Source organism: Phyllobacterium sp. RCAM01083, assembly GCF_055685835.1.
Genome location: NZ_JBVFZN010000005.1, coordinates 223,483 through 241,509, shown reverse-complemented (window position 1 = coordinate 241,509; position 18,027 = coordinate 223,483). Strand labels below are relative to the sequence as shown.

The window sequence follows — 18,027 nt, the reverse complement described above, 5'->3', positions numbered from 1 at the left end:
CGATTGCGACTTGTGTCAGAGAAGAAAACTACGCGGAAAGAACAGACACAAGACCGCCAACGACACCGGGCACGGCTTCATCGGGAGAAGCCATCCGGTTTGGAAGAAGTCGGAAAAATTCAGTCATCGACACCTCCAAAGTTTGTGTTGGCAAAGTTAGCGTTGCGGTCGAAACCCTATACCTATTATGAACGGAAAAAGCGAGAGCCTATTCTCAGGAAATCCATAAGCCTGAGCGAAATATTGCCAACGGAGCCCACCGGTTGTGATTGAAGACAAACCCGACCTGCGCATCGCGCTCTACCAGCCGGATATTCCGGGCAATACCGGCACGATCCTGCGCATGGCCGCCTGTTTCGGGATCGGGGTCGATCTCATCGAGCCCGCGGGCTTCGATGTATCCGACCGGTCGCTCAAACGCGCCGGTATGGATTACCTCGAACAGGCCGCGCTCACCCGCCATGCCGACTGGCAGCACTTCCAGAACTGGCGCCAGGGCGAACAGCGCCGCCTGCTGCTGTTTTCCACCAAGGCGGCCGTGCCCTACACGCAATTCACCTTTCGGCAGGGCGACATCCTGCTGCTTGGACGCGAATCGGCCGGCGTGCCGGATGAGGTGCACCAGTCGGCCGATGCCAGATTGATCATCCCGATGGTGCCGGGGGCGCGGTCACTCAACCTCGCGCTGTCGGCGGCCATCGCCACCGGTGAAGCCTTGCGGCAGTTCTCGCTGCCCGCATGAAAAACGCCGGCCATTTCTGACCGGCGTCCTTATTCACCTGACGGGAGCTTACTTGACTTCAGCTGCCTTGCCGTCTTCCCACTTGTAGAGAACAAAGGTCGGCGTCGTCAGATCGCCGGTCTTTGCGTAGGTCAGGTCGCCGACGACGGTTGAAACCGGTGCGCCGGAATGCAGTGCCGCAGCAACCGCTGCCGGATCGGCGGAGCCAGCCTTTTCAATGCCGGCCTTGATGACCTGCAGCGCCGCATAGGCATTGAGCGTGAAGGCTTCAGCCGGAATGTTCTTGGCCTTCAAAGCTTCCATGATCTTTGCAGCGGACGGGTTCTTTGTCGGATCGGCACTGTTGGTGAACAGCGTACCGGCAGCGGCAGCGCCGCCAATGGCCCAATATTCCGTGTTCGACAGGCCTTCGGCACCGATGATCTGGGCCTTGATGCCCTGATCCGCCAGCTGGCGGGCAATCAGGCCGCCTTCCGGATGGTAACCGCCGAAATAGATCACGTCGGCTTTTTCCGACTTCAGGCGGGTAATGAGCGCGCTGTAGTCCTTTTCACCGGCATTGATGCCCTGATCGACAACTTCCTTGACGCCGCCCTTGTTGAGCGTTGCCTTCAGATTGTTGGCCAGACCCGTGCCATAGGTGTTCTTGTCATAGACAACCGCGACGCGCTTGTCCTTGTAGTGCTTGAGAATGTACTGGGCAGCGACTTCGGCCTGCTGGTCATCGCGGCCGCAGGTGCGGAACACGGTGTCCAGGCCACGCGTCGTCAGATCCGGCGTGGTGGAGGTCGGGGTGATCATCAGGATGCCGTTTTCAGCCAGCACGTCGGAAACCGGCATCGAAACGCCTGACGTGACCGGACCGACCACGAACTTGATGCCTTCGCCGACCACCTGGTTGGCAACCGACACACCCTGCTTCGGCTCACCGGCATCATCGAAAAGTTTGATGACGATCTTCTCGCCCTTGATGCCGCCTTCGGCATTGATGGCTTCCGCAGCCGCAGCAACACCGTTCTTCACCTGCATGCCATAGGCAGCCACAGGGCCGGTTACAGGCGCGATGTTGCCGATGACGATGTCAGCACGGGCGAACGAAGTCATCGCCATGACAGCCGTCAACGCCACGCCAGAGATCAACGATAAGCGCATAGTGTCCTCCTTGAATTTTTTATTGCGCGGATTGCGCGGCCGGAAGATTCTCCGGCGCTGCAAAAAGTTCTACTGTCTTTATGGCAGGCTGTCAGCCACGATTCATGACAATCCTGAATCCATCATTGAAATAATTTGATGCCATTTATGAAGAAAAGTGTTCGGTTGTTGACAATTCACGCCGGTTTTTTCCGGAAATTCGAGATTTCCGCACGCGCAGCGGTCTTTTCAGCCGATTTTAGTCGGCATTGGGCAAACGGCGCATGGTGAATTCGATGATGTCGCCTGGCCGTTCGTACCAGCTTTCGATTTCCGTCCAGTAGGCCGCTTTCGGGTATTGGTCGAACCACTCCTTCGCCTTCTCCCGGGCGGCGAGACGCGGCAGGCGGAAGCTCTCACGGATGAATGCGCCACGCTGCCGGGGGGCTTCGCCCCGGCTTTCCTTCAGCTGTTTGCGCAAGCCGTCGAGCGGCGGCTTGGGAAAGTGTGTCCTGGGTACTTTGGAGACCATTTTGCATCCCTTCCTGAACCCTGTACGGCAGAGAGTAGATCAAACCCCGCCCTGAAAACGAGTCATTTTTTTGGGATAGCCCAAACACCACCTTCCTTTGCCGCGCCCCGGATGTGATAAAGTACACAGCAAGAAGGAATCGCTAATATGGACCGCCCGGATATTCCCGCCATCCTGCCCGAAGCACTTGAAGACAAGAAGACAGCCGCCACCGCGTGGTTTGCCGAATTGCGCGACAAGATCTGCGCCAGTTTCGAGCAGCTCGAGGACGATCTGGAAGGCCCCCTCTCCGACCGGCCGGCGGGCCGTTTCGTGCAGACGCCATGGCAGCGCGACGAAGGCAATGGCGGCGGCGGGATCATGTCCATCATGCATGGCCGGGTCTTCGAGAAGGTCGGGGTTCACACCTCCACCGTCCATGGCGAATTTTCCCAGGAATTCCGCAAGCAGATACCCGGTGCGGATGAAGATCCGCGCTTCTGGGCCTCGGGCATTTCGCTGATTGCCCATCCGCAGAACCCGTTCGTCTCGGCGGTGCACATGAACACGCGCATGGTTGTCACCACCCGCCAGTGGTTCGGCGGCGGCGCTGACCTGACGCCGGTTCTCGACCGCAAACGGACACAGGAAGACCCGGATACCGCCGCCTTCCACAAGGCGATGAAATTCGTCTGCGACAAGCATGCGGCGGTTGCCAGCCACGAGAAATTCAAGGACTGGTGCGACGAGTATTTTTATCTGCCGCACCGCAAGGAGCCGCGCGGCACGGGCGGCATTTTCTATGACTGGCTGCATTCTTCCGACGAGAATGGCGGCTGGGATGCCGACTTTGCCTTCACCCGCGACGTCGGCCGGGCCTTTTCGGTGGTCTACCCCTATCTCGTCCGGCAGAATTTCAACAGGGACTGGAGTTCCGAAGACCGGCAGGAACAGCTGGTCCGGCGCGGACGCTACGTTGAATTCAACCTGCTCTACGACCGCGGCACGATCTTCGGCCTGAAGACCGGCGGCAACGTGGATTCGATCCTTTCGTCCATGCCGCCAACGGTCAAATGGCCGTGATGTGATTTTTTCAGGGATCAATACCGGCTTTCATGCGTTATGGTGCTGCCGGTACGGTATCTGAAGCCGTATCTCGATGGAGAGGGCTCGCGTCGCAGCGGGCCCACAACAGGGAGAAAAGGCCATGAAAGAACTTCATTGCATCGTTCCCGGTTGCCAGTGGCATACCCGTCACGACACCGAAGCCGAGATCATCCGCCGCGCCACCGAGCACCTTCGCGAAACCCACGGCGAGACGGCCATCCGCGAAGCCATGCTCGAAACGATCAAGGCCAATATCCAGCCTGAAAAGGGCAAGGCTGCCTAGACGGGCTTTCCAGTCAGGTCGGGAATTCTGGCAAGCAGCGCATCACGGTCCAGCGTAAAGCCCGAGTCAATCCAGGCATCCTCGAGCGCGCGTTGCAGCTTGCCCACATCGGGGCCCCTTTCCAGACCGGCAGCGATGAGGTCGCCGCCGGAAACGGGGAATTTGGGCTTCTCGTACCGCCCGGCAAATTCCAGCAGTTTTGACAGATGACCGGCACGCATCATGGCGGCATTGTCGTTGAGAGCCTCCATGCGCGCTGAAACCAGCGCAAGGCGCAGGCGGTCCATCATGCCCTGCCGGTCGCTGCGATAAAGCCGCTTGGCAAAACCCGCCTCGGAAATTTCGGCATTGGGCAAGACGGCACCAGCCCAGGCTTCCAGCCGCTCGCGCTCCTGATTGGAAAGCTTCAGGCGCACCGCCATGGCATGGATGCGCGCCGCATCGGGCGGGATCATGCTGGCAAGACGCAGCAGCGGATCAGCCGGCCAGCCAAGTTCCTTTTCCGTTTTGACGAGACCATGGATCGCATCGATGCCCCATTTCTCGCTCTCCGGCAGAACCGCCGTCAGCACGCCCGCCTGACGCATCCACAGCAGGGCGCGCGAAGGATCCGGCGCCGCCAGCATCTTCTTCAGCTCCGACCAGATACGCTCCGCCGACAGCTGCGCCAGCCCGTCCTTCAGGCGGGCGCAGGCCTTCAAACCTTCGCTCTCGGGACGGCCATGGCCATACCAGGCAAAAAACCGGAAGAAGCGCAGGATGCGCAGGTAATCCTCGCGGATGCGCTGTTCCGCATCGCCGATGAAGCGCAGGGTCCGGCTTTCAATATCGGCAAGACCGCCGACCAGATCGACGATCGTGCCATCCGCTTCGACGTAGAGCGCATTGATGGTGAAATCGCGCCGGTCCGCATCCACCTGCCAATCGCGGCCGAAGGCAACGGCTGCATGGCGCCCGTCGGTCTCGACATCGGCGCGCAGCGTGGTCACCTCGAACGGCCGCTTGTCGGCGACAACGGTCACCGTGCCATGGCTGATACCGGTCGGCACGGTCTTGAACCCCGCCGCCTGCGCCCGGTGAATCGTTTCATCCGGCACACAGGTGGTTGCGATATCGAGATCGGACACCTCTTGCCCGAGAAGCGCATTGCGCACCGCGCCGCCGACGATGCGCGCGCCCTCGCCATCGGCGGAAAGGGCGGCGAGCAGCCTTTGCAAAGCCTCGTTCTTCAGCCATGGGGCCTTGCCGGCAATCGATACTGTCATGCTCAAGAATAGAGCCTTTCATAAAGTGTGCGGATGATGCCCGCCGTAACGCCCCAGATAAAGCGGTCGCCGAACGGCATCGTATAATAGAAACGTTCCTTGTCCTGCCATATCCGGCTTTCCCTGCGGTGGTTGGCAGGATTCATCAAAAAGGACAATGGCACTTCGAACACATCGGCCACCTCGTCCGGATTGGGCGTCAGGTCGAATGGCGGATGAACGAGCCCGAGTACCGGAGTGATGGAATAGCCCGTCGTGGTGAGATAGCGCGGCAGGCGGCCGAGCAGCTCGACATGCCGCCCTTCCAGGCCGATCTCCTCATGCGCTTCCCGCAGCGCCGCCTTTTCCGGCTGGAAATCGTCTTCCGGATCGATGGCGCCGCCGGGAAATGCTACCTGGCCCGAATGCTTGCGCATGTTGGCATTGCGCAGGGTGAGAATGACCCCCGCTTCATCCCCGTGATCGACGATAGGGATCAGCACCGCCGCCTCGCGCAGTTTGGTCGCCGCGATCAGGGCATCGAGGTCGGGATTGAGCAGGTGGTCGCCATGATCGACGCTCAGCGTCTCATGGCCCTTCGCCGCGACGCGCTGCGCAAAGGCCCGGGCGGAAAAGCCGTCTTCCCTCAAAACTGTCTGGTTCATAGGCTTTGCTCTTCCAGCTCGCCCGACGGCATGATCGGAAAGACCGTGCCGCCGGAACGCACGGCAAACATGGATTTGCCGCCGATGACGATATCTTCGCCATGGCCGACCAGTTCGTACATGACCGGGCGGGCCAGCAGCGCTTCCAGCCGTCCGCGCACCAGCACGTAGGGCTTAAGCCCGCCATTGGCCGGATCGATGACAAAGCGCAAGGGATTGGCGGCATTTGCCTCGACGATATCACCCACATTGGTGCGGAACGTCATGACCTGATCGGCGCCCTCGCCGGATACATTGAGCTCAACACCAAGGAAGGGCGCATCCTCGACGCGGATACCGACTTTCTCAACGGGCGTGACCAGATAGGTCTTGCCATCGGCATCCCGGCGCAGAACCGTGGAGAACAGCCGGACCAGCGGTGCGCGGCCGATGGGTGTTCCCATGTAGAACCAGGTGCCATCCGCCTTGATCTCCATATCGAGATCGCCGCAGAAGTCGGGGTTCCACTTTTCCACCGGCGGCAGGCCCTTGCCTTGCGCCGCGGCGCGCGAAATCAGCGCTTCAAGCCCTGCCGCATCGCGCAACGTGCCCTCTGACTGTGCCATACCAAGACCTTTTTGTTCATTCGTCACGAAATAGTCACCGTTAAACCGCTTGTCTGCATGTCATAGTGATCTAGACTCATTTAAGTGAGAAGCTGACCATAAACCAGCTCCGCAGGCCAGAGACGAGGTAAACCATGACAATCATCAAAACCGGGGAACCGTCCGATCCGAAGGCCATGATAGCAGAGGCCGAAAAGGCTCTGGCCGATATCTCCAGGGTACGCGCTGCCGTCGGTACTGTCATCTTCGGCCAGGAAAGCGTGATCGAGCGCACGCTCGTCGCGCTGCTTGCCGGCGGCCATGCCCTTCTCGTCGGCGTTCCCGGCCTTGCCAAGACCAAGCTGGTCGAAACCCTCGGTACCGTGCTCGGCCTCGACGAGCGCCGCGTGCAGTTCACGCCCGACCTCATGCCATCGGATATTATCGGCTCGGAAGTCATGGAACAGGATGACCATGGCAAGCGCTCGTTCCGCTATGTCAAAGGCCCGATCTTCGCGCAGCTGCTGATGGCCGACGAAATCAACCGCGCCTCGCCGCGCACCCAGTCGGCCCTGCTGCAGTCGATGCAGGAATATCATGTGACCGTTGCCGGTGAACGGCACGACCTGCCGTCGCCGTTCCACGTGCTGGCGACACAAAATCCGCTGGAGCAGGAAGGCACCTATCCCCTGCCCGAGGCACAGCTTGACCGCTTTCTCATGCAGATCGATATCCTTTATCCGGAACTGGAGGCGGAGCGTCGCGTCCTTCTCGAAACCACCGGCACCTCGGAAGCCCGGGCGGCCAAGACCATCACTGCCGAGCGCCTGCGCGAAATGCAGCAGCTGATCCGCCGGATTCCCGTGGCGGAAGGCGTTGTCGAAGCCATCCTCAAGCTCGTGCGTTCGGCCCGCCCCGGTGCGGACAACGATATCGCGCAAAGATTCATCGCCTGGGGCCCCGGCCCCCGTGCCAGCCAGGCACTGATGCTGTGCGCCCGCGCCCGCGCGCTTTATGACGGGCGTCTCGCGCCGTCGATTGACGATGTCCGGGCGCTGGCCGAGCCGGTTCTGCAGCACCGCATGGCACTGACCTTCGCCGCCCGCGCCGACGGCATGAACGTGCGCGAGGTCATTGCCAATCTGACCAAGGCCGCACTCTGATGGCAGCCATCGGCGCGCAGGTCCAGAAGACCGCGACACGTGAGGCGCTGGCGCGTGCACGCCAGCGCGCCGCGCTGTTGCCCGATCTTCTGGTCGAAGCCCGCCGCATTGCCAACACCACGAATACCGGCTGGCATGGCCGCCGCAAGAGCGGCGTCGGCGAGACGTTCTGGCAGTTCCGGCCCTACACGGACGGCGAAGCCATCGCGCGCATCGACTGGCGCAGGTCGGCGCGCGATGACCGCACCTATGTCAGGGATCAGGAATGGGAAGCCGCCCATACGGTCTGGCTGTGGGCCGATTCCTCGGCCTCCATGCTCTACAAATCGGATATGGCGCAGGTGTCGAAGGAATCGCGCGCGCTCGTGCTCATCCTGGCATTGGCCGAACTTTTGTCGCGCAGCGGCGAGCGCATCGCCTTCCCCGACGTGACCGATCCGACCTCCGCCGCCAATGGCGCGGAGCGATTGGCGGTTGCGTTGTCGCATGTGATCGATCTGCCGAAGCAGCCGGATTTCAGCAAGGTCCGGCGCTTCTCCGATGTCGTGCTGGTCAGTGATTTTCTCGAACCGGTCAACGAGACGCTTGCCCTGCTCGAGCAGATTGCCCAGCGCGGCGCCCGCGCGCATCTGGTCGAGATCTACGATCCGGCCGAAGCGGATTTCCCCTACAAGCGGCGCACGGAATTCGTCGATCCGGAATCCGGCGCGATGCTGACCGTCGGCCGGGCGCAGGACTATGCCGAGGAATACAAGCGCCTGTTCCTTGCCCGCAGGGAAACGCTCAGCGCCTATTGCCGCCGGATCGGCTGGAGCTACACCGCCAACCGCACCGACCGCCTTGCCTCCGAAGCGCTGGTTTCCGTGCACCTGAACATGACCGCCGACGCCGGGTATCAGAGGACGGGCCTATGATGGGTGCCTTTCCCCTTGCCCTCGGCGCACCGGCAATTCTGCTGGGACTTCTGGCCCTGCCCGTCATCTGGTGGCTGCTGCGGGCGACGCCGCCGCGGCCGGTCCGGGAATCCTTCCCGCCGCTGAAAATTCTGGCCCAGATCCTCAAGAAGGAGGAAACGCCGGACCGCAGCCCGTGGTGGCTGACGCTGCTGCGGCTTGTGCTGGCAGCGCTCGTCATTCTCGCGCTCGCCGAACCCGTATGGAATCCGCGCGCCGAAACTTTGAGCGGGAAGGAGCCGGTCGCCATCGTGCTCGACAATGGCTGGTCCTCCAATGAAGAATGGACCGCGCGCAAGGAAACGGCGGAACGGCTCATCGCCGATGCCAATGCCTCCGGCGCGCTGATCTATATTCTGGGTACGGCCGAGAAACTGAATGCCGATGTCGGCCCGTTCGATGCCGCAACCGCGCTTGAGCGGCTGCGTGCGCTGAATGTCCGGCCGATTCCCGTCAACCGCAGCGCTGCCTTCGACCGGCTGAAGGCCGTCCTTGCTAATGTCAAAGGCGTGCGCGTCGCCTACCTCAACGACGGTGTCGACACCCCGCAGGCGGCGACGGCCATCAAATCCATGGAGGGGAGCGGGATCGCCTCGGTGATCTGGTATCAGCCGTCGATCTCAGCTCTTTCAGCCATTCGGCAGGTGGAGAACAATGCGAACGGGCTCACCGTCCACGCCGTGCGTTCCGATGACAGCCGTACCTCGGGCGGCATCACCATCGGCGCCTATGATGAAAAAGGCCGCCGCATAGCCGAAACCGGACTGGTTTTCCGGGCCAATGAAGCGACCGGCGAAGCCGTCATCGCGGCGCCCTACGAACTGCGCAACGACTTTCACAGCCTGCGCATCGACAACGCCCCGCATGCGGGCGCCACGTTCCTTGTCGACGACAACAACAAGCGGCGGCGCGTCGCCCTGCTGTCCGGTTCCGAAGCGGATCTGTCGCAGCCCCTGCTGTCGCCGCTCTACTACATATCGCGCGCGCTTGAGCCCTTCGCCGATCTCCTGCGGCCGCGCAATGCGGAGCTGATCAAGGCCATCCCCGAACTTCTGGAGCAGAAGCCGTCCGTCATCATCATGGCCGATATCGGCAAACTGCCCGGCGAGACCGAACAGGCCATGGTGGACTGGGTTGCCAAGGGCGGGACACTGATCCGTTTTGCCGGGCCGCGCCTTGCGGGCAACAGCGAGCACGACCCGCTTCTGCCGGTCAACCTGCGCAAGGGCGAACGTTCTTTGGGCGGTGCCCTGTCGTGGAAGGAGTCCCAGCCGGTTGCCGCGTTCCCGGATACGGGTCCGTTTGCCGGGCTGCCGACGCCGCACGATGTCACCGTCAACCGCCAGGTTCTGGCAGAGCCCGCCATCGACCTCTTCGAGAAGAGCTGGGCCAATCTTGCCGACGGCACGCCGCTGGTGACGGGCGAGACCCGCGGGCGCGGCCAGCTTGTCCTCTTCCACGTCACGCCGGAAGCCACATGGTCGAACCTGCCGATCAGCGGCAGTTTTGTCGACATGCTGCACCGCATCGTCACCCTGTCGCGCAACACCGGACCGTCGCCGCAGGACAATGGCGCTGGGGCTTCCCGCGCCTTTCCGCCCTATCTGACATTGAACGCCGAGGGGGCTTTGACCCCTCCGGGTGCGGATGCCAAGCCGCTTATCCTCAAAACGGGCGAAACCGGCACCGTGAGCTTTGACAATCCGCCCGGCTTTTACGGCGTCGAGGATTCCATGAGTGCCCTCAACCTCTTCAAGCCGGACAGCGGCATCAAGCCTCTGGTCCGTCCCGAGCTTGCCATTCCCGTAACCACGGCACGCTATGCCGTCGATGAATCGGTGCCGCTGCGTGGCCCGCTCTTCGGGCTCGCCGCCCTGCTGCTGGCGCTCGACGCGCTTGCCATTCTCTGGCTTGGCGGGCATTTGCGCCGCCGCTTCAAGACGGCCGCAGCCGCCTCCCTGGCGATCCTCATCATTCCCGCCATCCTGGCATTCGCCCCCTCTCCAGCCCATGCCCAGCAGAACGACAGCAAACCGGGCGACCAGACCATCCTGGACGCGGTCAACGCCACGCACCTCGCCTATATCATCACCGGGGATCGTGCCGTTGACGACATCAGCAAGGCGGGCCTTTTCGGGCTTTCCAGGGCACTTGCCGACAGCACGGCGCTGGAGCCCGGCGAGCCCATAGGCGTCAACCCCGAAACCGATGAGCTCGCCTTCTTTCCGCTGATCTACTGGCCCGTCGACCCGGCGGCCAAAATGCCGTCGCAGGCCGCGATTGCCAAGATCGACGCCTATATGCAGCAGGGCGGAACCGTTCTGTTCGACACGCGCGATCAGGATGCCGCCGCTATCAGCTTCGACAACAGTTCGACACCGGCCAATGCGCGCCTGCGCGACATTCTTTCCGGCATGAACATACCGGCGCTGGAACCGGTGCCCAATGACCATGTGCTGACCAAGGCCTTCTATATCCTGCAGGATTTTCCCGGCCGGTTCCGCGGCAGCCAGCTCTGGGTGCAGGCCTCGCAGGCACCCGAAGCCAACAAGGACCGCCCGGTGCGGGTCGGCGACGGTGTTTCGCCCATCATGATAACCGGCAATGATCTCGCGGGCGCCTGGGCCGTCAACGCCAGCGGTGCACCCCTGCTTCCGACGATCCCCAATGATCCGGATCAGCGGGTTCTCGCCTATCGCGCGGGCATCAACATCGTCATGTACATGCTGACCGGCAACTACAAATCCGATCAGGTGCACGTGCCCGATCTCCTGAAGCGGCTGGCGAACTGACATGTACCTCTCCCTCGACTTCCAGCCCCTGCTCTCGACCCCACTTCTGGCATTGCTGCTCCTGCCTTTGCTGGCGCTAGCACTGGCAGGCCTGTACCTGCGGCAGCGCGGCAGCGTGATCCGCCTGCTGGCCGTGGCCGCGCTCGCCATGGCGCTGTTCAATCCCGTTGTCATCAACGAGGAACGCGAGCCGCTCAAAAGCGTCGTCGCCCTGATCGCCGACCGCAGCCAAAGCCAGGATATCGGCGACCGCACTGCCGATACGACCGAGGCGCTCAAGCAGGTCCAGGCCGCGCTGGCGCGCCTGCCGCAGTTCGAGGTGCGGACCGTCGAGACCAACCGCGCCAGCGAAACCGACGATGCCACGGCCACGCGGCTGTTCCAGGCCATGAACGGTGCATTCCGCGATGTTCCGCCCTCGCGCATCGGCGGCGCCATCATGATCACCGACGGGCAGATCCACGATATCCCGAACAATGTTGCCGCGCTTGGTTTCAACGCGCCGATCCATGGCCTGATCACCGGCCGGCCGGGCGAGATCGACCGGCGCATCCAGTTTGTCCGGGCGCCGCGCTTCGGCATCACCGGCAAACCGCAGCAGATGACGTACAAGGTCACGGCCGCGGGTGAACCCCAGGGCGGCCGGGCGCGCGTCACCGTGCGGGTAAACGGCAACGAGGTGTTGTCGCAGGATGCCATCATCGGCCAGGAAATGCGGCTTGAGGTGACGCTGCCGCGCGCCGGCGTCAATATTGTCGAGCTGGCAGTCGATGCCGTTCCCAACGAGCTGACCGAAATCAACAACCGCGCCGTCGCCATGGTCGATGGCATCCGCGAGAATCTGAAGGTACTGCTGGTTTCCGGCGAGCCGCACAATGGCGAGCGCACATGGCGCAACCTGCTGAAATCCGATGCTTCGGTGGATCTCGTCCACTTCACCATTCTGCGCCCGCCGGAAAAACAGGACAGCACGCCGATCAATGAACTGTCGCTGATCGCCTTCCCGACGCGGGAATTGTTCGTCGAGAAGATCGACCAGTTCGATCTCATCATCTTCGATCGCTATCAGCACCGCGATGTGCTGCCGCTGCTCTATTACGACTACATCAACGACTATGTGCAGAAGGGCGGCGCATTGCTGATTGCCGCCGGTCCTGAATATGCGGGCAACGTCTCCATCGCCAATACGCCACTCCTGACCATCCTGCCGGCTACGCCGACAGGCGATGTCACCGAGAAAGCTTTCTACCCACGCCTGAGCGACGACGGCAAACGCCATCCCGTGACCCGCGGCCTTGAAGGCAGCACGCAGGAACCGCCGCAGTGGAGCCGCTGGTTCCGTGTCATCGATGTCAACAAGCCGGATGGCACGGTCGTGATGAATGCCGGCGACAAGCCGTTGCTCGTGCTCAACCGCATCGGCGAAGGCCGGGTCGGCATGTTCCTGTCAGATCAGGGCTGGCTGTGGGCGCGCGGCTTTGAAGGCGGCGGCCCGCATGCCGCGCTCTACCGCCGGATTGCCCATTGGCTGATGAAGGAACCGGAACTGGAAGAGGAAGCCCTGACCGCAACGGGCAGTGGCCGCAATCTCGAAATCCGCCGCCAGACGATGAAGAAGACCGCCCAGCAGGCCAGCATCATCACGCCATCCGGCAAGAAACAGGACATCCCGCTCACCGAGACCGAACCCGGTGTGTTCACCGCCTCGGTGCCGACAACGGAAATCGGCTTGTTTCAGGTTGCCAATGGCGATCTGACGACGCTGGCCCATGTCGGGCCGGTCGATGCGCCGGAGTTTGCCGATTACATATCGACGACAGCCAAGCTCGACGGCTTCGCCCGCGAAACCGGCGGCGGTGCCCGCCGCCTGCGGGCAACCGCAGACCAGACATCGATTGAAGTGCCCAGCATCGTCGCCTCGCGCAGCTTTGCCAGTGCCAGCGGTGACAACTGGATCGGTTTGCGCCCAACCAGTGAAACGGTGCTGAAAAGCGTCAACCGCCTGCCGCTGTTCTCCGGCTTCCTCGGCCTTGCCGCGATGATCCTTGTCCTTGGCAGCATGTGGTACCGCGAAGGCCGGTGAATACCGGCCTACTGACCGTCAATCCCCGCATGCCTCACCCGGCCCTGCACGTCTTTCAGGGCGCGCGGCGTGAGTTCGCAGGCAAGGAACCGCGATGGTTCGACCGGCGCGGGCATCTCGATCTGATGCCCGACAATGGGGCGGAAACCGAATGGCGCATAATAGGGCTCGTCGCCCACCAGAATGACCAGCTTGTGTCCGGCAAGCCGGGCGGCTTCCATGGACATGCGCATGAGCGCCGCGCCGATGCCCTGCTTTTTCCAGGCGGGCCGGACCGCCAGCGGACCGAGCAGCATCGCCGGTGTCTTGCCGATCAGGATGGGCGTCAACCGCACCGACCCCACGACATGCTCGCCGTTCAGCGCGACAAAGGACAGGGTGCGGTCATGCGGACCGCCTTCGCGGATGCGATAAGCGGCACGGGTGAAACGGCCAGGGCCGAATGCTTCCTTGTTGATGTCTTCGATGGCAGCGTCATGCACCGGTTCTTCCGGCGCGTAGGTCACGACATGGGTCAGCATGCTGGGTATCTTCATAAAGGAGTAGACAATGGCCTTTGGCCAACACAGGAAAGTCCGCCGCGCTGTTCAAGCGCCGGTTCGGGTTTCATCGTCGGATGAAGAGGAATCCTGTCACAAAATGTCTCCTTTTTTTCCGCGTAGCATCTCAGCCGCCCGCCGTAAACCAATTTTCGTGCGCCCATGGCAAAAAGTGACACTCTGTTCACCTGGACCGGGGTGGTTTGGACGGCATTTGTGTCTAGGTATAGGCAATCGGCAATAAACGCAGTTACCGTTGCACGCAGGTTTGCGAGCCAAGGAGTATGAAATGGGTCTTCTGATTGACGGCAAGTGGCACGACCAGTGGTATGACACCAAGGACAGCGGCGGGCGCTTCATCCGTTCGGAGTCGCAGTTCCGCAACTGGGTGACAGCGGATGGCTCTGCCGGCCCTTCCGGCAAGGGCGGCTTCAAGGCCGAGGCCGGGCGCTATCACCTCTATGTTTCCTATGCCTGCCCCTGGGCGCACCGCACGCTGATCTTTCGCGCATTGAAGAAGCTCGAGGATGTCATTTCCGTATCGGTGGTCGATCACTTCATGGGCGCCGAAGGCTGGACCTTCCATGCCGTGGATGGAGCCACACCGGATCATCTGTTCGGTTCGAAACGGCTTCACGAAATCTACACGCGCGCCGACCCGTCCTATTCCGGCCGCGTGACCGTGCCTGTTCTGTGGGACAAGCAGCAGAATACCATTGTTTCGAACGAGTCCTCCGAAATCATCCGCATGCTCAACACGGCGTTCGATGCTTTTGGCGATGCCTCACAGGATTTCTACCCCGAAGCCCTGCGTGGCGAGATCGACGCCGTCAATGCGCTGGTCTATCCCAATATCAACAATGGCGTGTACCGCGCAGGCTTTGCCACCACGCAGGAAGCCTACGGGGAAGCGTTCGACCAGCTGTTTGCCACGCTCGACCAGCTGGAAGAGCGGCTCGGCAGGCAGCGCTATCTCGCGGGCAATCGGGTTACCGAGGCGGACTGGCGGCTGTTCACCACCCTGCTGCGCTTCGATCCGGTTTATGTCGGGCATTTCAAATGCAACCGGCAGCGCATTGCCGACTATCCGAACCTGTCCAACTATACCCGCGATCTCTATCAGGTGCCTGATGTGGCCGGGACCGTGAACATGCTGCACATCAAGGCGCATTATTACGGCAGCCACAAAACCATCAACCCGACGGGCATCGTCCCCAAGGGGCCGCAGCTGGATTTTGCCGCGCCCCATGACCGCGACCGGTTCTGAACTCACCAGGTGAGCGATATCTCGGCGCCGTCGAGAATTTCGGCAAGCCGCCGCCGCGTCGCGGCGGTGGTGCCTTCCGGCAGGGCATCGAGCCGGAAAAATCCGGCCTCGGCGATTTCGCGGTCCGGCAGGCGCGGTGCGGTCTGCCGGAACGAACGGCAGACATAGAGCGCAACGTGGTCGCGCTTTGAGGCATGCGCATTGTGATAGATGGCAAAAAGCTGCGGCCTGGCCGTCAGTTCGATATTGCCTTCTTCAATCAATTCTTTCGCCAGCGTGTGCTCGATCGTATGGCCGGTTTCCACGCCGCCGCCGGGAAACTGCCAGCCGGGCACATAGGTATGCCTGATGAGAAAGACCGACCGCGCCGCTTCGTCGAGGATCACACCACGCGCGCCCAACGTCATCGGGCGCCGCAGGAGAAAATAGGTGTGAAACAGGCGATGCCGCCATTTCACGCTTTTGTCAGCCATTTCACCGGTCCTAAATGGGAACCCAGTAACGATACAAAGGTTCTAACACTGGATTCCTACGCTACACTCTCTTAAAGCTGAAATAATGTTCCGTCTTGCACATATCTCCGACATTCACCTGTCGCCCCTGCCCGCGCCGAGCCTGCGCGAGCTCGTGTCAAAACGCATCACCGGCTATATCAACTGGCGGTCCAACCGCAAGGGCTCGATGACCGGCGGTACGCTCGATACCCTGGTTGCCGATCTGAAGGCGCAGGCGCCGGACCATCTGGCGGTGACGGGTGATCTCGTCAACCTGGCGCTGGATGAGGAACTGGAGACCGCCGAACGCTGGCTGAAAACCCTGGGCAATCCGCATGAAGTGTCCGTTGTCCCCGGTAATCACGATGCCTATGTGCCTGGCGCTTTGAAAAAAACCCGGCGCTACTGGGCACCATGGATGCTGGGCGACCGCGAGGCCGCCGAACACCGCCCGGTTGAATTCCCTTACCTGCGGGTTCGCGGCGATGTCGCCCTGATCGGGGTGTCATCGGCCCGCGCCACCGCACCGTTCATGGCGACCGGCGATCTGCGCGACCGGCAGGCACGCCGCCTCGGCGAAATTCTCGATGAAACCGGCAAGCGCGGCCTGTTCCGGGTGATCATGATCCATCACCCGCCGGTGCGCGGCGCAGCGCCGTCGCACAAGCGCCTGCTTGGCATCGGCCTGTTCCAGCGGACCGTGCGGCGGCACGGCGCGGAACTTGTCCTGCATGGCCATACGCATCTGGCGACACGCTACGCAATCGACGGCCCTGGCTGGAAGATACCCGTTGTTTGCGTGCCTTCCGCCAGCCAAAGCTTCGGCGGCCACAAGCCGGCGGCCCGTTTCAACATCTTTGCCATCGCGAAGACGGCGTCCGGCTGGTCATGCCGCATGACGGAGCGCGGCATCGTCGACGCCGCCATGACCATCGGGACGATAGCCGAGCACGAGCTTCACGTCGGCGCTGTTTCCGCGCCCGCCTGAGCGTCAGAAATAGGGTGAAAGCCGGTCCCAGAAAAAGGCGAGCAGTGCGCCAGCACCGGCGAAAGCACCGATCAGCAGCCAGATGACCGCATTGACGAAATCATTCGCCATCGAGCGATGCTGCCGAAGCGGGACCGCCGGTGCCGCCGCCGATTGCGGGGCGGGCTCGGCCGGGCCGGATGGCGCAGCAACAGCCGCAGAGCGCAGGCTGAGCCGTTCGCCCTCCATCATGCGCTGCCGTTCGACGATCCGCTCTGCAATGTAGGTGGTGACCGCGTCGGAGATCGGCTTCACCTCGGGCGACTCCGCCAGAACGCTCCGCCCAAGCCTTGTATCCCTGACAAAGCGATAGGTACGCCTGTCCCGGCCCATCATCACATGCGCGGTGGCATCGATCCACAGGCGCGGCTGCAAGCCAGTGGAAATGGCAAAATCCCACTGCTCGTCATCGGCAGGGACTTCATCGAAAACCGGCTGCAGATCCTGCGCCAGGATTTCGATCCGGGCGAGATCCGCTTCCTTCATGTCGATGACGACATCGCCGCGGTCAGCCGCTGCCACCTGCGCACCGCGAATGGCATCGCCGAGCCTGCGCCTGGCGTCCATCGGGCTGATCTTGTCGTGCATCTCACTCATAGGCGTTTCCGGCAAGTGGGGTTAAGGCATCATTAACAATATGCGTCCGTCGTTGCATCACAAACTTGTCCGAATTCAGCCTGTGCGCACAGTTGTTGAAATGAGACGAATGACCTCGCCCGGAATCTCCTCGACCAGCATATGTCCGGACCCGTCAAAACGACGTATCGAAAAACGCGGCGGCAGCTCTTCCGATTGATACACCGGCAAGACATTGTCCAGCCGCCCCCATGCGACGGTGACCGGCATGGTGAAAGCCTGCAGGAAATCTCTTGGAATGGTCCCCTGCAAACCGTCTTTCATCATGCGCGCGAGAATGGCATCGAGCCGTTCGATCTGTCCCGGCTTCCGGCGCAGGTCCACGTCGCGCCGGATCATCTCTTCGGGAACAGGATTGCGCCAACCGAACATGCCTTCCAACGCCAGCTGAAGCGCATCGTATGTTCGGGCCGCCGCATAATGCCGAAGCAACCGGCCATTGATATCGGAACCGAAGCCGCCCGGGGCCAGCAAAGTCAGCGAGGCCACCTTTTCAGTGGCAAAGGCGGCAACCAGCGCGGCGGTGGCGCCGCCCATGGAGTGGCCGACCAGATGAACCCTTGGAATATCGCGTCTGTTGAGGTCCTCAACAACCGCCTGCGCGAAATGGCGGGCGGTCACCGCATCGGGGTAATCCAGCGACGCGCCATGGCCGGGCAGATCGAATGCAAGGGTCGGATGATCAGCGGAAATCGCCGTTTGGACGGCATGCCAGCCGGCGGCGGTTCCGCCAAACCCGTGCAGGAAGACGACGGGTGTTCCCTTCCCTTCACCCATCTCGATTGCGTGCAACTGGTGCATGAAAC

The 18,027-nt window shown here is 62.0% G+C and carries 18 protein-coding genes; 9 read left to right on the top strand and 9 right to left on the bottom strand.

Annotated features, from left to right (window positions below; genetic code table 11):
• Positions 1-268: 268 nt before the first annotated feature.
• On the top strand, positions 269-742 hold the full coding sequence (locus ACZ25R_RS07895; RefSeq protein ID WP_288192695.1) for a tRNA (cytidine(34)-2'-O)-methyltransferase: 474 nt from the start codon (positions 269-271) through the stop codon (positions 740-742).
• Positions 743-790: 48 nt separating this feature from the next.
• On the opposite strand, the gene ACZ25R_RS07890 is transcribed toward ACZ25R_RS07895, so the two are convergent.
• On the bottom strand, positions 791-1,894 hold the full coding sequence (locus tag ACZ25R_RS07890) for an ABC transporter substrate-binding protein (protein ID WP_288192683.1): 1,104 nt from the start codon (positions 1,892-1,894) through the stop codon (positions 791-793).
• A 238-nt stretch (positions 1,895-2,132) separates the two neighbouring features.
• Positions 2,133-2,405: a hypothetical protein gene (locus tag ACZ25R_RS07885; RefSeq protein ID WP_223612567.1), complete on the bottom strand. Its 273-nt coding sequence runs from the start codon at positions 2,403-2,405 to the stop codon at positions 2,133-2,135.
• Between the two features lie 147 nt (positions 2,406-2,552).
• Here ACZ25R_RS07885 and hemF point away from each other — a divergent pair, with 147 nt between their 5' ends.
• Both hemF and ACZ25R_RS07875 read left to right on the top strand, forming a co-directional pair.
• Complete coding sequence (gene hemF, locus ACZ25R_RS07880) at positions 2,553-3,467, top strand: oxygen-dependent coproporphyrinogen oxidase (protein ID WP_472460650.1); 915 nt, start codon at positions 2,553-2,555, stop codon at positions 3,465-3,467.
• Positions 3,468-3,591: 124 nt separating this feature from the next.
• Positions 3,592-3,774: a DUF1059 domain-containing protein gene (locus ACZ25R_RS07875; protein WP_105732019.1), complete on the top strand. Its 183-nt coding sequence runs from the start codon at positions 3,592-3,594 to the stop codon at positions 3,772-3,774.
• On the opposite strand, the gene ACZ25R_RS07870 is transcribed toward ACZ25R_RS07875, so the two are convergent.
• The 3 genes from ACZ25R_RS07870 to ACZ25R_RS07860 are packed head-to-tail and all read right to left on the bottom strand — an operon-like array spanning position 3,771 to position 6,288.
• Positions 3,771-5,039 carry a CCA tRNA nucleotidyltransferase gene (locus ACZ25R_RS07870; protein WP_472462456.1) on the bottom strand — a complete coding sequence of 423 codons (1,269 nt, stop codon included), beginning with the start codon at positions 5,037-5,039 and terminating at the stop codon, positions 3,771-3,773. The genes ACZ25R_RS07875 and ACZ25R_RS07870 overlap by 4 nt on opposite strands.
• Positions 5,040-5,041: 2 nt before the next feature.
• Positions 5,042-5,683, bottom strand: coding sequence for a CoA pyrophosphatase (locus ACZ25R_RS07865; RefSeq protein WP_472460649.1), 642 nt, complete (start codon positions 5,681-5,683; stop codon positions 5,042-5,044).
• Positions 5,680-6,288, bottom strand: coding sequence for a DUF1285 domain-containing protein (locus ACZ25R_RS07860; protein ID WP_472460648.1), 609 nt, complete (start codon positions 6,286-6,288; stop codon positions 5,680-5,682). The genes ACZ25R_RS07865 and ACZ25R_RS07860 overlap by 4 nt, the downstream gene beginning before the upstream one ends.
• A 134-nt stretch (positions 6,289-6,422) precedes the next feature.
• Between ACZ25R_RS07860 and ACZ25R_RS07855 the strand changes: the two genes are divergently transcribed.
• Genes ACZ25R_RS07855 through ACZ25R_RS07840 form a run of 4 tightly spaced genes read left to right on the top strand, consistent with a single transcriptional unit; the run spans position 6,423 to position 13,258 of the window.
• Positions 6,423-7,430 carry an AAA family ATPase gene (locus tag ACZ25R_RS07855; protein ID WP_472460647.1) on the top strand — a complete coding sequence of 336 codons (1,008 nt, stop codon included), beginning with the start codon at positions 6,423-6,425 and terminating at the stop codon, positions 7,428-7,430.
• Complete coding sequence (locus ACZ25R_RS07850; RefSeq protein WP_223612562.1) at positions 7,430-8,344, top strand: DUF58 domain-containing protein; 915 nt, start codon at positions 7,430-7,432, stop codon at positions 8,342-8,344. Before ACZ25R_RS07855 ends, ACZ25R_RS07850 begins: the two co-directional genes overlap by 1 nt.
• The gene (locus ACZ25R_RS07845; protein WP_472460646.1) at positions 8,344-11,175 is read left to right on the top strand and encodes a DUF4159 domain-containing protein; all 2,832 of its coding nucleotides are present in this window, start codon (positions 8,344-8,346) and stop codon (positions 11,173-11,175) included. Before ACZ25R_RS07850 ends, ACZ25R_RS07845 begins: the two co-directional genes overlap by 1 nt.
• Position 11,176: 1 nt before the next feature.
• Positions 11,177-13,258, top strand: coding sequence for a hypothetical protein (locus ACZ25R_RS07840; RefSeq protein ID WP_472460645.1), 2,082 nt, complete (start codon positions 11,177-11,179; stop codon positions 13,256-13,258).
• An 8-nt stretch (positions 13,259-13,266) separates the two neighbouring features.
• On the opposite strand, the gene ACZ25R_RS07835 is transcribed toward ACZ25R_RS07840, so the two are convergent.
• Positions 13,267-13,779, bottom strand: a complete 513-nt coding sequence (locus ACZ25R_RS07835) for a GNAT family N-acetyltransferase (RefSeq protein WP_223612559.1) — start codon at positions 13,777-13,779, stop codon at positions 13,267-13,269.
• 307 nt (positions 13,780-14,086) lie between these two features.
• On the opposite strand from ACZ25R_RS07835, the gene ACZ25R_RS07830 reads away from it, so the two are divergent.
• On the top strand, positions 14,087-15,064 hold the full coding sequence (locus ACZ25R_RS07830; protein ID WP_472460644.1) for a glutathione S-transferase family protein: 978 nt from the start codon (positions 14,087-14,089) through the stop codon (positions 15,062-15,064).
• A gap of 2 nt (positions 15,065-15,066) precedes the next feature.
• On the opposite strand, the gene ACZ25R_RS07825 is transcribed toward ACZ25R_RS07830, so the two are convergent.
• Entirely contained in the window at positions 15,067-15,537 is a 471-nt protein-coding gene (locus ACZ25R_RS07825) for an NUDIX domain-containing protein (RefSeq protein ID WP_464661355.1), read from the bottom strand.
• 85 nt (positions 15,538-15,622) lie between these two features.
• Between ACZ25R_RS07825 and ACZ25R_RS07820 the strand changes: the two genes are divergently transcribed.
• On the top strand, positions 15,623-16,546 hold the full coding sequence (locus ACZ25R_RS07820) for a metallophosphoesterase family protein (RefSeq protein WP_472460643.1): 924 nt from the start codon (positions 15,623-15,625) through the stop codon (positions 16,544-16,546).
• 3 nt (positions 16,547-16,549) lie between these two features.
• Here ACZ25R_RS07820 and ACZ25R_RS07815 read toward each other — a convergent pair whose 3' ends face one another.
• Complete coding sequence (locus tag ACZ25R_RS07815; protein ID WP_472460642.1) at positions 16,550-17,182, bottom strand: hypothetical protein; 633 nt, start codon at positions 17,180-17,182, stop codon at positions 16,550-16,552.
• Between the two features lie 75 nt (positions 17,183-17,257).
• Entirely contained in the window at positions 17,258-18,022 is a 765-nt protein-coding gene (locus ACZ25R_RS07810; RefSeq protein WP_472460641.1) for an alpha/beta fold hydrolase, read from the bottom strand.
• Between the last annotated feature and the right edge of the window lie 5 nt (positions 18,023-18,027).